This is a genomic window from Flavobacterium keumense, assembly GCF_029866485.1.
Classification (GTDB): domain Bacteria; phylum Bacteroidota; class Bacteroidia; order Flavobacteriales; family Flavobacteriaceae; genus Flavobacterium; species Flavobacterium keumense.
On the sequence record NZ_CP092332.1, the window covers coordinates 1,785,662 to 1,800,009 of the forward strand.

The 14,348-nt window shown below is 34.3% G+C and carries 9 protein-coding genes; 4 read left to right on the forward strand and 5 right to left on the reverse strand.

What is annotated here, in order from left to right:
* Positions 1-51 precede the first annotated feature (51 nt).
* Both MG292_RS08065 and thrA read right to left on the reverse strand, forming a co-directional pair.
* Positions 52-972, reverse strand: a complete 921-nt coding sequence (locus tag MG292_RS08065) for a homoserine kinase (protein WP_264533239.1) — start codon at positions 970-972, stop codon at positions 52-54.
* A 79-nt stretch (positions 973-1,051) separates the two neighbouring features.
* Positions 1,052-3,499 (reverse strand): bifunctional aspartate kinase/homoserine dehydrogenase I, encoded by a 2,448-nt coding sequence (gene thrA, locus MG292_RS08070; RefSeq protein WP_264533238.1) that lies wholly within the window; start codon positions 3,497-3,499, stop codon positions 1,052-1,054.
* 649 nt (positions 3,500-4,148) lie between these two features.
* Here thrA and MG292_RS08075 point away from each other — a divergent pair.
* Positions 4,149-4,793, forward strand: coding sequence for a DUF47 domain-containing protein (locus MG292_RS08075; RefSeq protein WP_264533237.1), 645 nt, complete (start codon positions 4,149-4,151; stop codon positions 4,791-4,793).
* A gap of 10 nt (positions 4,794-4,803) precedes the next feature.
* The gene (locus tag MG292_RS08080) at positions 4,804-6,129 is read left to right on the forward strand and encodes an inorganic phosphate transporter (RefSeq protein WP_264533236.1); all 1,326 of its coding nucleotides are present in this window, start codon (positions 4,804-4,806) and stop codon (positions 6,127-6,129) included.
* 46 nt (positions 6,130-6,175) lie between these two features.
* Here MG292_RS08080 and MG292_RS08085 read toward each other — a convergent pair whose 3' ends face one another.
* Together MG292_RS08085 and MG292_RS08090 are read right to left on the reverse strand one after the other, a co-directional pair.
* Positions 6,176-6,685 (reverse strand): DUF421 domain-containing protein, encoded by a 510-nt coding sequence (locus tag MG292_RS08085; protein ID WP_264533235.1) that lies wholly within the window; start codon positions 6,683-6,685, stop codon positions 6,176-6,178.
* A 106-nt stretch (positions 6,686-6,791) separates the two neighbouring features.
* Positions 6,792-9,338: an ATP-dependent Clp protease ATP-binding subunit gene (locus MG292_RS08090; protein WP_264533234.1), complete on the reverse strand. Its 2,547-nt coding sequence runs from the start codon at positions 9,336-9,338 to the stop codon at positions 6,792-6,794.
* A 257-nt stretch (positions 9,339-9,595) separates the two neighbouring features.
* Between MG292_RS08090 and gyrA the strand changes: the two genes are divergently transcribed.
* Both gyrA and MG292_RS08100 read left to right on the forward strand, forming a co-directional pair.
* Entirely contained in the window at positions 9,596-12,217 is a 2,622-nt protein-coding gene (gene gyrA / locus MG292_RS08095) for a DNA gyrase subunit A (RefSeq protein WP_264533233.1), read from the forward strand.
* A 37-nt stretch (positions 12,218-12,254) separates the two neighbouring features.
* The gene (locus MG292_RS08100) at positions 12,255-13,529 is read left to right on the forward strand and encodes a tetratricopeptide repeat protein (protein ID WP_264533232.1); all 1,275 of its coding nucleotides are present in this window, start codon (positions 12,255-12,257) and stop codon (positions 13,527-13,529) included.
* 50 nt (positions 13,530-13,579) lie between these two features.
* Here the strand turns inward: MG292_RS08100 and MG292_RS08105 are convergent, their stop codons facing one another.
* Positions 13,580-14,341, reverse strand: a complete 762-nt coding sequence (locus tag MG292_RS08105; RefSeq protein WP_264533231.1) for a C40 family peptidase — start codon at positions 14,339-14,341, stop codon at positions 13,580-13,582.
* Positions 14,342-14,348: the final 7 nt, after the last annotated feature.

Below are 14,348 nucleotides of genomic sequence, written 5' to 3' on the forward strand. Positions count from 1 at the left end.
TTGGATTACATCTGCAATCAAAAATCGTTAACCTGCAATCTTAAATAATTTTTATAGTATTTTAACTCCTTCAGAATTCACTTTTGAAACGTGAATTTCATAAGGTAAATTAATCGCTTCGTAGACTGCACTCATGGCTTTGGCAATTTTGTCTGCTGTTTCCTTTCCTTTGCATAATGCAAAAATGGAAGGACCTGAACCTGATATTCCAGAACCTAAAGCCCCATTTTCTAAAGCCGCTTGTTTGATTAAATCAAACCCTGGAATTAAAACACTTCGTAAAGGTTCTACAATTTCATCGTGTAACGAACGTCCAATTAAATTGTAATCTTGGGTGTATAATCCCGCAATTAATCCGCCTACATTTCCCCATTGCATGATGGCACTTTTTAAAGAAACGGTTTGTTTCAATACCGAACGGGCATCTGAAGTCTTTAATTCGATTTGCGGATGTACCACAGTTGCAAACAATTCAGAAGGGCTTTCTATTTTGATAATATCCAAAGGATTGTAACTTCTTACCAAGGTAAATCCACCTAAAAGGGCAGGAGCAACGTTATCTGCATGCGCATTCCCACAAGCTAATTTTTCGCCTTGCATGGCAAACTGTACTAAATCTTTGGTTTGGTACGGATATCCTAATAAGGCATTGATGCCAAAAACAGCTCCCGCCGAACTAGCAGCACTACTTCCAATTCCGCTTCCCGCTTTGATTTTTTTGTAGATTTCAATCTCAAACCCAAAATCAGCGTTTACGGTTTCTAATAATGCCAATCCCGCTACTCCAGATACATTGTTTTCTGTTTCCAAAGGCAAATCAGCTCCAACAATTTTGGTAATCCGAATTCCTTTTTGAGTTGATTTCCGAATCACCATTTCGTCACCTACATTGTCAAGACAAAGTCCTAAAACATCGAATCCACAAGAAAGGTTGGCAATAGTTGCTGGGCAAAATAGTTTTATTTCATTCATAATTTTGGTTGTTGGTTGTTGGTTGTTGGTTGTTGGTTGTTTTTATCTATCAACCATCAACTAATAACTATCAACTAATTTATACGTTTCCAATTCGGATTACATCAGCAAATATCCCTGAAGCCGTTACCGCAGCACCTGCACCCGCACCTTTGATTAATAAAGGCTGATCCACATAACAATCAGTGTAGAACAATACGATATTGTCTTTTCCTTCTAAATTATAAAAAGGATGGTCTTTCGGAATGAATTGTAAACCAACACTTGCTTTACCATTTTCAAATTGAGCAACATATTTCAAACGCGACTCCTTGTTTTTAGCTTCATTGTACAATGCGTCAAAGTGAGCAGCGTGTTTTTGCAATGAAGCGAAAAAGGCTTCATTTGATGTAGTTGCTAAACATTCAGCAGGCATAAACGATTCGTTTGCAATCGCTTCAATATCCATTTGGTAGCCGCTTTCGCGAATTAAGATTAGGATTTTTCTAGCTACGTCAATTCCGCTTAAATCGATTTTAGGGTCTGGTTCAGTGAATCCTTGAACTCCAGCTTCTTTTACTACATCTTGAAACGAATGGTTTTCGTCAAAGTTATTGAAGATAAAATTCAAACTTCCAGATAATACGGCTTGAATTTTGTTCACTTTATCACCTGAAGCAATTAAGTTCTTTACGGTGTCAATAATAGGTAAACCCGCTCCAACATTCGTTTCAAATAAGAAAGGGGCGTTGTATTGGCGTGATAGATTTTTTAAATGTTTGTAATTATCATAAGCTGATGAACACGCAATTTTGTTACAAGTTACGACACCAACACTTTGTTTTAAGTAGTGCTCATAGGTTTTGGAAACACTTTCATTAGCTGTAATATCAACAAAGATGCTATTTCTTAGATTCAATTCTTTTACTTTAGCAATGAATAGTTCTTGGTTAGCCGTTTCTCCATTGTTTAAAACAGTTTGCCAATCTTTCAAAGAAATTCCATCTTCATCAAAATGCATTTTACGCGAATTAGATAAGGCAATTACGCGTAAGTTGATCTTTAGGTTTTCTTTTAAAAATTTTTTCTGTTGGTGAATTTGCTCGATGAATTTTTTTCCTACATTTCCAACTCCCATTACAAATAGGTTCAATTGTTTGGTGTTTTCTTCAAAGAAATTTTCGTGTAAGGTATTCAATGCTTTTTTGACATCACGCTCATTGATTACTGCCGAAATATTTCTTTCAGAAGCGCCTTGTGCAATAGCGCGAATATTCACGTTGTTTTTTCCTAAAGTACTGAACATTCTTCCGCTCAACCCTTGGTGGTTTTTCATGTTTTCGCCTACCAATGCAATGATGCATAAGTTGTTCTCTACAATACAAGGTTCGATTTTATTTTGAGCGATTTCAATTTCGAATGCTTTATTGATCGCTATTTCGGCTATTTCAGCATCTGAATTTAAAATTCCGATACAAATAGAATGTTCAGAAGAGGCTTGAGTAATAAAAATTACATTGATGTTTTCTTGCGATAAAACTTCAAATAGTCGTTTTGATGAACCTGAAACTCCCACCATTCCTGGACCTTCTAATGTCAATAGCGCAATGTTGTCTATATGACTAATTCCTTTTGCAGGATTGGTTTGCGAAACCACATCATTTGAAATATAGGTTCCAACCGCTTCTGGTTCAAACGTATTTTTGATTAGAATTGGAATATTCTTTCTTAATACTGGTTGGATAGTTGGTGGGTACAATACTTTGGCACCAAAATGTGACAATTCCATTGCCTCTTGGTACGAAATGGTTGCAATAGGTTGGGCTTGTTTCACAATTTTTGGATTGGCTGTAAACATGCCGTTGACGTCAGTCCAAATTTCTAATTCTTTTGCATTCAAGGCAGCTGCTACGATGGCAGCTGTGTAATCAGAACCTCCACGTCCTAAAGTGGTATGAATTCCATCGGTAGTTGAAGCAATAAATCCAGGAAGAACCACTACTTGACTTTCATTAGAAGCAAAGTAATCAGCAATAAGTTGGTTTGAAATCTCAAAATTGACTACAGCTTTACCAAAATTAGCATTGGTTTTAATTAATTCACGGCTATCCGCATAACCGCTATTTTTTAGGTTTTGTTTTAGTGCTTCGGCTATAATGTAAGAAGACAGTAGTTCGCCAAAACCTAGAATAGTATCTGCTGTTCTTGGTGATAGTTCGCCTAATAAGAAACAGCCGTCTAGTAAAGTTTCAAGATGATTTATGATTCGTTTTAAGTGACTTAGTAAACTGCTTTGTTCACTAACAGGAATTAATTCTTTTAAGGTATCTAAATGTTTTTTTTCAATTTCGGCAACGATTTCTTTAAAGCTTTCATCATTTGATGCTGCTTTTTGAGAGGCTAATTGTAATAAGTCGGTAACTTTGCTTAAAGCAGAAACTACTACAACTAATTTTTCGTTTTTTGCTTTTTCAGCAATTATTGTAAGAACGCGTTTTATATTGTCTGCATTGGCTACTGAAGTTCCGCCAAATTTTAATATTTTCATTGTGTGTGTTTTATTTAAAAATGCAACTGTTTTCTATACATCCAAGGATGTTCCCCTTTTTAGGAAAAGTATATAGTAGGATTATATGTAAAAGTGTATACCCCTAAGGGGTAGTAGTTGTTGTAGTAGTAAATGTAACAGGAAATTCAGCTTCGGTTGAAGCTGTAAATAATGACAAATATGTATTTCTGTTATTTTTCATTTGATTTCCCAAAAGTACATCTTTTTATAAAAAAGAAAACCTGAAAAATACTTTTTACGAATATTTTAAAAATGGACTGTTAATTTTATTGATATTCCTTATTTTGTAAAATATAGACTGCTTTTATTGCGTGGTTTTGTATTTTGAGCTTAATTTTTGGTGCAAACCACATACTTTACTCTTTAATTTTTGTTTAATAAACAGTAGATTTTGTTCTAAAAACAATTTTGTTACATCTTAATTTGTAGAATTTTAGTTGTTTTAATCAAATAGTTTTTAGGCAGGCATATCTAATTTTAACTAAAGCCTTTAATAAAGATAAAATTAATTTAACTTTATCTAAATTTATTCTAATGTGTTATTTTAGTTAATATGCAATTGTTAACAATAGCTTAACATTATCGTGAAATAATCATTTAATTTTGTAACCTAAAAAAATATAATAAGATGTCATTAAATACTATTTTTCAATTTCTAGTGCCAAAGGACAAAAAGTTTTTTCCACTTTTTGAGGAAGCTTCGTCAAATTTAGTTCAATTAGCGTCTCATTTGCATGAAGCGGTTAACTTACCCTTAAAAGAAAGAGAAGTTCTTTTTCAAAAAATAGATGAATTAGAACAAAAGGGAGAAGATATAGCTCGTCAAACTAATTTAGAATTGAGTAGAAATTTTATTACTCCATTTGATAGAGAAGATATTCATTCATTAATTACTTCTATTGATAATGTAGCTGGGAATCTTCAAGGTGCAGCAAGCAGAATGCGTTTGTATCATGTGGATAAAATTACAAAATCGATTAGAAAATTGACTGAAATTAATCTAGATGCATGTCAGAATATTGAATTTGCGGTTAAAGAGTTAAAGGATATAAAAAAGGTAAAAAATATAACTGAGGCTTGTTCTAAGATTAACAAATTAGAGAACAAATCGGATAGTGTGTACAATAAAGCTGTTTTCGAAATTTTCGAAAACGAAACAGACGCAATTAATGTTATCAAATACAAAGAAGTATTGTCAGTTCTGGAGTCTGCTACTGATAAGTGTAAAAATGTAGCCAGTGTGTTAGAAGCGATAGCAGTAAAACATTCTTAATGTAATCTATATGGATTTTGTATTATTGATTCTTATTATTATTCTTTCATTAGCTTTTGATTACATCAATGGTTTTCACGATGCGGCAAACTCAATTGCTACTATCGTTGCTACTAAGGTTTTGACTCCTTTTCAGGCAGTACTTTGGGCTGCCTTTTTTAACTTTCTTGCCTATTGGGTTTTTGGTTTTGGAGTTGCTAATACTGTAGCCAAGACTGCTAATTCAGATTATATTGATCTTTCAGTAATTTTAGCTGGAGTTATAGCGGCTATTGTTTGGAATCTTTTTACTTGGTGGAAAGGAATTCCGTCTTCATCATCACATACCTTAATTGGAGGATTTGCAGGAGCAGCAATCGCGCATGGTTTTAGAGGAGTTACTGATCCTGAACATTACGGTTTAAAAATTGTAAGTTGGTTCAAAGCGGCTAAAGAAGGGGAATTATTGCCTTCAGGAGTTTTGATTGTGATTATGTTCATTGTTTTTGCGCCTTTATTAGGGATGATTATTTCCTATTTTATTTCTCTATGGTTGATGTATTCTTCTAAGAAAAATATTTTTCCAAAATTATTGACATTAGTATTAATGGCTTTAGTTGTTTGGTTTTTGTCATCCGTATTGATTCCATACAATAAAATTGAAAAACCTCGATTTGATAGCCCATTTTGGAGTGTCATTACAGAACCTCATAACATTAAGTGGTTTTTAGTAGGTTTTATCTTTTTTAGCTTGGCTATTTTCAATTTGTTCTTTAGCTCTTTTTCAACAGCTAAGTCTGAAGCGGTATTGAAGAAAATGCAATTGTTATCTTCTGCTGCGTTTAGTTTAGGTCATGGTGGTAACGATTCACAAAAAGTGATGGGTATAATTGCAGCAGCTGTAGCTGTGTATGTTAGAATGAATCCACATGCTGATTTATCTGTAGGATGGTTGGACTTGAATGTAGTTTTACCAGATGAAGAAAAAGGAATTGCCTCTCGTATGCCGGGTTGGATTCCGTTGACGTGTTACACTGTTATTGCTTTAGGGACATTAAGTGGTGGATGGAAGATTGTGAAAACAATGGGGTCTAAAATTACTAAAGTAAATGCTTTTGAGGGGGTTGTGGCAGAATCAGCTGGTGCGTTGACTTTGTTTTTAACAGAACATTTTAAAATACCAGTATCAACTACACATACTATTACAGGTTCAATCATTGGAGTAGGAGTAACCAAAAGAGTTTCTGCTGTAAGATGGGGTGTAACGGTGAATTTGTTATGGGCTTGGGTCTTAACTATTCCAGTTTCGGCATTGCTTGCAGGAATAACATATTATGTTTTAAATTTATTTTTGTAACAATATATAGATAAAAAAAATGCTGACTATTTAGTCAGCATTTTTTTTATCTAATGGTCTTCTTTGTTTTCTTCATTCTTTTGTGGTGAGTCTGGCGAAGATATCCTTTCCCAGAGACGATACTTATGTTTCCGTCTATTTCAAGCATGGCTAATCGTACGTCTTTGAAATATTCTACTCCATGTTCTCTCATTGCTTCTTTAAGTTCTTCAGAGGTGATGTTTAATTGACCTAATTTTTTGAAATCTAAATTCCCGTCGTGAATTAGAATTTCTGGTTTTTCAAGTAAAAAATCGCTAAACGGCTTATAGGTGTAGATTAGTTTTTTTAAAATAAAATTGAAAGCAAAAAGTACTGCTGCAGCAGTTAGACCACCCCATAAGCTAGTGTCATTTCCTACCATTGCGTTTTGAACGGAATTACTAATCAATAAGATTAAAATAATATCAGCGGTATTTAACTGGGATAATTCTTTTTTGCCAAAAATTCGCAAAGCAATAATCATGAAAAAATAAACAGAAATACTTCGTAGTACTATATCTAAATAGGGATTCATGCTAAATTAATTTAAAAATGAAAACTGAATTGTTGTCAAATGTAAACAATAAACCCGTTAAGTAAAATACATAACGGGTTAGTTAATTTAATATAAAACAATTGATTTATAGATTTGTAGGCTCTTCGGCTTTGTGAACCTGTACAGTCAATTCTTGAGCTCCTTCTTCAATGTCCATGAAAATTTCGTCTCCCGATCCAATTTTTGCAGTGATAATTTCTTCTGCCAATGAATCTTCGACATATTTTTGAATGGCTCTTTTTAAAGGTCTTGCGCCAAATTGTTTGTCAAATCCTTTTTCAGCTATGAAAGCTTTTGCGTTATCAGACAGACTTAATTTGTAGCCAAGGTCAGCGATACGAGCGTATAATTTTTTCAATTCGATTTCGATAATCAAATCAATGTCGTGTTTCTCTAAAGCATTGAAAACAATTACATCATCGATTCTATTTAAAAATTCAGGTGCAAATGTTTTTTTCAACGCGTTCTCAATAATGCTTTTTGAATTATCATCTACTTGTGCTGTTCTTGCTGCTGTACCAAAACCAACACCTTGACCAAAATCTTTCAATTGTCTAGCTCCAACATTTGACGTCATAATGATAATTGTATTTTTGAAATCGATTTTACGTCCTAAACTATCTGTTAAAAATCCGTCATCTAACACTTGAAGAAGCATGTTGAAAACATCTGGATGTGCTTTTTCGATTTCGTCAAGCAATACCACACAGTATGGTTTTCTACGTACTTTTTCGGTTAATTGTCCGCCTTCTTCATAACCAACATATCCTGGAGGCGCCCCAACTAATCTTGAAATGGCAAATTTCTCCATGTATTCGCTCATGTCAATACGAACTAAAGCGTCTTCTGAGTCGAACAATTCTTTTGCAATTACTTTGGCTAATTGGGTTTTACCTACACCTGTTTGTCCTAAGAAAATAAAAGAACCAATAGGTCGATTAGGATCTTTTAATCCGGCACGATTTCTTTGAATTGAACGCGCAATTTTAGTAACAGCTTCTTTTTGTCCAATAACCTTTCCTTCAATAAGTTCAGGTAGTTTAGCTAATTTATTACTTTCAGTTTGCGCAATTCGATTAACAGGAATTCCTGTCATCATAGAAACCACATCAGCCACATTATCTTCGGTAACCTGAATACGATTGTTCTTCGCCTCTTCTTCCCATTGTTCTTGGGCTATAGCCAAATCTTTTTCGATGCGTTTTTCGTCGTCTCGAAGTTTAGCTGCCTCTTCGTATTTTTGTTTCTTAACAACTTCATTTTTCAAAACTCGAACATCTTCTAATTGACGTTCTAAATCTAAAATCTGTTTTGGAACTTCAATATTAGTAATATGAACTCTCGAACCAGCTTCGTCCAAAGCATCAATTGCTTTGTCTGGTAAAAAGCGTTCCGACATATAGCGGTCGGTCAATTTCACACAAGCTTCGATTGCTTCAGGGGTATAAGTTACGTTATGATGGTCTTCGTATTTATTCTTAATGTTGTTTAAAATGGTAATCGTTTCGGGAACCGAAGTAGGTTCTACAATTATTTTTTGAAAACGTCTTTCAAGTGCTCCGTCTTTTTCAATGTATTGGCGGTATTCGTCAAGGGTTGTAGCTCCGATACATTGGATTTCGCCACGCGCCAAAGCAGGCTTAAACATATTAGAAGCGTCTAAAGAACCTGTTGCTCCTCCAGCACCTACAATGGTGTGGATTTCGTCAATAAAAAGAATGATGTCGTCATTTTTCTCTAACTCATTCATTACCGCTTTCATACGTTCTTCAAACTGTCCACGGTATTTAGTTCCAGCTACTAAACTAGCTAAATCTAGGGTTACTACTCGTTTGTTGAACAGAATACGAGATACTTTTTTCTGAATAATTCGCAAAGCTAAACCTTCAGCAATGGCCGATTTACCTACGCCGGGTTCACCAATTAATAACGGATTATTCTTTTTTCTACGGCTCAAAATTTGAGAAACACGCTCAATTTCTTTTTCACGTCCAACTACAGGATCGAGCCTTCCTTCTTCTGCCATCTCGGTTAAATCTCTTCCGAAATTATCTAGAACAGGAGTTTTAGATTTTTTGTTGGACTTATTGGTTGGATTGTTGAATCCTGTGTCTCTAGTACTGTCATCTTGTCCTGAATCGTCACTATACGACTCGTTTTTTGGTAAGTTTTCTAAGAAATCATCTTCTGTTGGAGTCATATTTACATATTGTTCTTTTACTATATCATAATCGATTTTCATCTTATTGAGTAGTTTGGTTGTTGGATCATTTTCGTTTCGCAAGATGCATAAAAGCAAATGTGCGGTGCTAATGGAAGGGCTCTGGAATACTTTTGCTTCTAGAAAAGTAGTCTTTAAAGCTCTTTCTGCTTGTCGTGTAAGATGTAAATTTTTCTTTTCTACACTCACATCAATACTTGGATTGGCAGGACTCAAAATTTCTACCTTTCTTCGTAGGTGATCTAAATCTACAGATAAATTGTTTAAAATCTGAATAGCTTTGCCATTGCCATCCCTAAGAATGCCTAGCATTAAGTGTTCTGTACCAATGAAGTCATGACCTAATCGCAAAGCTTCTTCTTTGCTATACGTAATAACATCTTTTACTCTTGGTGAAAAATTATCATCCATATATTTATTTTTGATAGTGTAAATTTAGTTAATTGAGCTTTGAAAAACAAATACCATACCCGTAACTAGTGTTGTCAGCTAATTGACAAAAAAAATAGTAAAATAAACCATAAACAGATAGGATTTTATTAACTAAAAGCCCTTAAAAAGTTGTTAATAAATCATTGAAATAAGTAGTTTAAAAAGGCTTTTAAAATTTCAAATATCCGTATATTGGCACGTTTTGAAACTAATATAATTTTTTAATATAATAACTTATGTCTGAAGGAGAAAAGTTAATTCCTATTAACATAGAAGATGAAATGAAATCAGCTTACATCGATTATTCGATGTCAGTAATTGTATCAAGAGCGCTTCCAGATGTTAGAGACGGTTTAAAACCGGTACATCGAAGAGTACTTTACGGAATGTATGATTTAGGAGTTTTTTCAAATAAAGCCCACAAGAAATCCGCTAGAATTGTAGGGGAAGTTTTAGGTAAGTACCATCCACACGGTGATACTTCAGTGTATGATGCTATGGTTCGTATGGCTCAAGAATGGAGTATGCGTTATTTGTTAGTAGATGGGCAAGGTAACTTTGGATCTGTCGATGGAGATAGTCCTGCAGCAATGCGTTATACCGAGGCTAGAATGCGTAAGATTTCTGAAGAAATAATGGCAGATATCGAAAAAGAAACAGTTGACTTTCAACTGAATTTTGACGATACCTTACAAGAACCTAAAGTAATGCCAACACGCGTTCCTACTTTATTGATCAACGGAGCTACGGGAATTGCAGTAGGGATGGCTACTAATATGCCTCCACATAATTTAACAGAAGTTATTAATGGGACAGTAGCTTACATCGATAATAATGCTATTGAAGTAGATGAGTTGATGTCGCATATTAAGGCACCTGATTTCCCAACAGGAGGTATTATTTATGGATATGAGGGAGTACGCGAAGCTTTTAAAACAGGTCGTGGTAGAATTGTAATTCGTGCTAAAGTCAATTTTGAAGAAGTAGACGGTAGAGAATCTATTGTGGTAACTGAAATTCCTTACCAAGTCAATAAAGCGGATATGATTAAACGCACGGCTGATTTGGTTAACGAAAAGAAAATAGACGGTATTGCTAATATTCGTGATGAGTCGGATAGAAATGGTATGCGAATCGTTTATATCTTAAAACGTGATGCTACTCCAAATGTAGTGTTGAATACCTTGTACAAATTCACCCAACTGCAGTCATCATTCAGTGTCAATAATATTGCATTAGTAAATGGTCGTCCAGAAACATTGAATCTAAAAGATATGATTCATCATTTTGTTGAGCACCGTCATGATGTGGTAATTAGAAGAACTCAATTCGAATTACGAAAAGCCGAGGAAAGAGCACATATTTTAGAAGGATTAATTATTGCTTCTGATAATATTGACGAAGTAATTGCTTTGATCAAAGCTTCTAAAAATACGGATGAAGCTAAAGAAAAATTAATAGAAAGATTCAAACTATCAGATATTCAGGCTCGTGCTATTGTTGAAATGCGTTTACGCCAATTAACAGGATTAGAGCAAGATAAATTGCGTGCTGAATACGAAGAAATCATGAAGTTAATTGAGCATTTAAGAGCTTTATTAGCCGATGTGAATTTGAGAATTGCATTAATTAAAGAAGAGTTAATTGAAATCAGAGACAAGTATGGCGATGAACGTCGTTCTCAAATTGAATATTCAGGAGGAGATGTGAGTATTGAAGATTTGATTGCTGATGAAAAAGTAGTGATTACGATTTCACATGCAGGATATATCAAACGCACGAATTTGTCGGAGTACAAAACTCAAAATAGAGGCGGAGTAGGACAGAAAAGCGCAGGAACTCGTGATCAGGATTTCTTAGAACATATGTTTGTTGCTACAAATCACCAATATATGATGTTCTTTACTCAAAAAGGAAAATGTTTTTGGATGCGTGTGTACGAAATTCCAGAAGGAAGTAAAACTGCAAAAGGAAGAGCGCTACAAAACTTAATTAATATAGAGTCTGATGATAAGGTGAAAGCATTTATCTGTACACAAGACCTAAGAGATAAAGACTATGTAAGTACGCATAATTTGGTGATGGTAACTAAGCAAGGACAGGTCAAGAAAACTTCTTTAGAGAAGTATTCTAAACCTCGTGTAAATGGAGTAGCAGCTATCACTATTAAAGAAGGAGACGAATTACTTGCAGCGCAATTAACTGACGGACAAAGCCAAATAATTATAGCTGTTAAATCAGGTAAATTAGTTCGCTTTGAGGAAACCAAAACGCGACCAATGGGAAGAACTGCTTCAGGAGTTCGTGGTATTACTTTAAAAGATGATACAGACGAGGTAATCGGAATGGTAACGGTTAACGATATGAACAGTGAAATTCTAGTTGTTGCAGAAAATGGTTACGGTAAGCGTTCAAGCCTTGATGATTATAGAATTACCAATAGAGGAGGAAAAGGAGTAAAAACATTGAATATTACCGAAAAAACAGGTCAGTTGATTTCCATTAATGCAGTGACTGACAATGACGATTTGATGATTATCAACAAATCAGGATTGACTATCAGAATGGCGGTTGAGGATCTTCGTGTAATGGGACGTGCTACTCAAGGAGTTAAATTAATCAACATCAAAGGAAACGATTCTATTGCTGCAGTTACCAAAGTAATGAAAGATGACCCCGCTGAAGTGGAATTAGACGAAGATGGAAATCCAATTGAATCGGAAGCTATCGAAAGAGTTAAACCAGTTCTAGAAGTTCTAGAAGATGATGGAGCTGCTGACGAAGACGATGAGGAAGAAGAGGAAATCGAAGACGAAGAGGATGTTGATGACACTGACGAGGATGATTCAGACGAATAATTAAAACCAATACATTAAAAATAAAATTTAGAATACTATGAAAAGTAACTATGTACTACTTGCATCAGCATTATTGCTATCAGTTGCCACTTTTGCTCAAAAAGACCAAATCAAAGCGGCTGAAAAAGCCTTAAAAGCAGGAAATGCTCAAGAAGCAATTACTATTTTACAAGGAGCAGAGGCTGCTTCTGCAGCTGCGCCAGATGCAGAAAAAGCACAATTTTCATTTGTGAAAGGAAATGCATTTTTAGCTTTAGCTAATAAAAATGAAGATACAGATAAAAATCTTTCGGCTGCAGCCAAAGCCTACCAAGATTTATTAGAAATTGAAAAAGTATCTGGAAAGTCTAAATATACTCCTCAAGCAACAACATCAATTATTGATATTAAATATAAGTTGATTAACAGCGCTATAGCTGATTCAAAATCAGATAAACATGCTGTAGGGGCTAAAAAATTATACGATGCTTATTTGTTAGACAAAAAAGACACAATCAATTTGTATTATGCTGCCTCTACTTATGTAAATGCTAAAGAATATGATAAAGCGTATAATGCGTATGAGGAATTGAAAAAATTGAATTACTCTGGTAAAGGGACTAATTATTTTGCAATTAGTAAAGTTAATGGTCAAGAGCAACAATTTAGCACTGCAAAAGAGAGAGATCAGATGGTTAAACTAGGGACTCACGAAAAACCTAGAACAGAAGAAATTCCATCTAAAAGAGGTGAGATTTTCAAAAACATGGCTTTGATTTTAGTTCAGAATGGTAAAGTAGCCGAAGCAAAAAAAGCAGTTGCAGAGGCTAGAGTAGCTAATCCAGATGATAAATCATTGATCCTTACTGAAGCTAATTTATATTTGGATACTAAGGATTTTGATACCTACAAAAAATTAATTACTGAAGTATTAGCGAGCAATCCCAATGATGCAGATTTAGTTTTTAATTTAGGAGTAATTAGCTACAATGCAAAAAATTTAGTAGAAGCAGAAGGGTACTATAAAAAAGCAATTGAAATTAAGCCAGATTATGTTAATGCCTATTTGAATTTAGCAATACTTAAATTAGATGCGGATAAAAAATTATTTGATGAAATTCAAAAACTAGGTAATTCGGAAAAGGATAATAAACGTTATGAAGTGCTAAAAAAACAAAGAGAAGCAGTATTTACTTCGGCATTACCTTATCTTGAAAAAGCAGCTGAATTAGATGATACTAATGAAGAAGTAAAATCAACTTTGTTAAGTGTTTATAGAGCTTTAGAAATGACTGATAAAGCGAAAGCTTTGAAAGCTAAAATGAAAAAATAGCATTCTATTTTGTAAACAAAAAAAAACCGAATTTTTTAATTCGGTTTTTTTTATATCACTTTTTTGATGACTCTTAATTTATGGGTGTGTTTTTGGGTTTCGGGGTTGAAAATACCCAAATGGTCTAAGCGATCAATACGTACCTTTCCACTGGCATGAATGATATAATTGTTTTCCATAATGATGCCCACATGAATGATGTTTCCTTCTTCATTGTCAAAAAAAGCCAAATCTCCAGGTTCACTTTCTTCAATAAAACTTAACGCATCTCCTTGAGTAGCTTGTTGTGAGGCATCACGGTGTAAGTAATGCCCATTGAGTTTGTATACCATCTGAGTAAAACCAGAACAATCAATACCAAAAGGTGTTTTTCCTCCCCATAGATAAGGAGCATTCAAATACATAAAAGCGGTATTGATTAATTTACTTTTGTCTTGTATTCCGCTGGTTTTTGTACCATCAAATTCAAAATGAGCCGAATTGATGTTACTGTGATTTAAAAAAGACAGCGATGCTCCTAAAGGAATAGGAAGCAAGGTATTATTTGGTGCTGAAATGTAATCAATCAAATCTGCATTTAATGTAATAGGTTCTTTTGAAAGTGTTTTGTAATCAGTTTCGCTAATAATTTGAAATTGTTTTGAATCTACCCAACCTTCATAGTTATCATAATGTAAGCGAATTCGACGCCATTGTTTTAACTCTTCTAACACTTCAAAATGTTCGCCAAACAAGACTTGAGAAACAATTTCGCTTCTGTCGCTCGGTTCGAATCGAAGTGGGATAATGGCTAAATTACAAATTCCAAACATCTAAGAC

What these genes read in the sequence shown, in the direction of transcription:
- MG292_RS08065 (WP_264533239.1), bottom strand. Translation starts at nt 972, where the DNA reads ATGAATGAAATAAAACTATTTTGCCCAGCAACTATTGCCAACCTTTCT.
- thrA (WP_264533238.1), bottom strand. Translation starts at nt 3,499, where the DNA reads ATGAAAATATTAAAATTTGGCGGAACTTCAGTAGCCAATGCAGACAAT.
- MG292_RS08075 (WP_264533237.1), top strand. Translation starts at nt 4,149, where the DNA reads ATGTCATTAAATACTATTTTTCAATTTCTAGTGCCAAAGGACAAAAAG.
- MG292_RS08080 (WP_264533236.1), top strand. Translation starts at nt 4,804, where the DNA reads ATGGATTTTGTATTATTGATTCTTATTATTATTCTTTCATTAGCTTTT.
- MG292_RS08085 (WP_264533235.1), bottom strand. Translation starts at nt 6,685, where the DNA reads ATGAATCCCTATTTAGATATAGTACTACGAAGTATTTCTGTTTATTTT.
- MG292_RS08090 (WP_264533234.1), bottom strand. Translation starts at nt 9,338, where the DNA reads ATGGATGATAATTTTTCACCAAGAGTAAAAGATGTTATTACGTATAGC.
- gyrA (WP_264533233.1), top strand. Translation starts at nt 9,596, where the DNA reads ATGTCTGAAGGAGAAAAGTTAATTCCTATTAACATAGAAGATGAAATG.
- MG292_RS08100 (WP_264533232.1), top strand. Translation starts at nt 12,255, where the DNA reads ATGAAAAGTAACTATGTACTACTTGCATCAGCATTATTGCTATCAGTT.
- MG292_RS08105 (WP_264533231.1), bottom strand. Translation starts at nt 14,341, where the DNA reads ATGTTTGGAATTTGTAATTTAGCCATTATCCCACTTCGATTCGAACCG.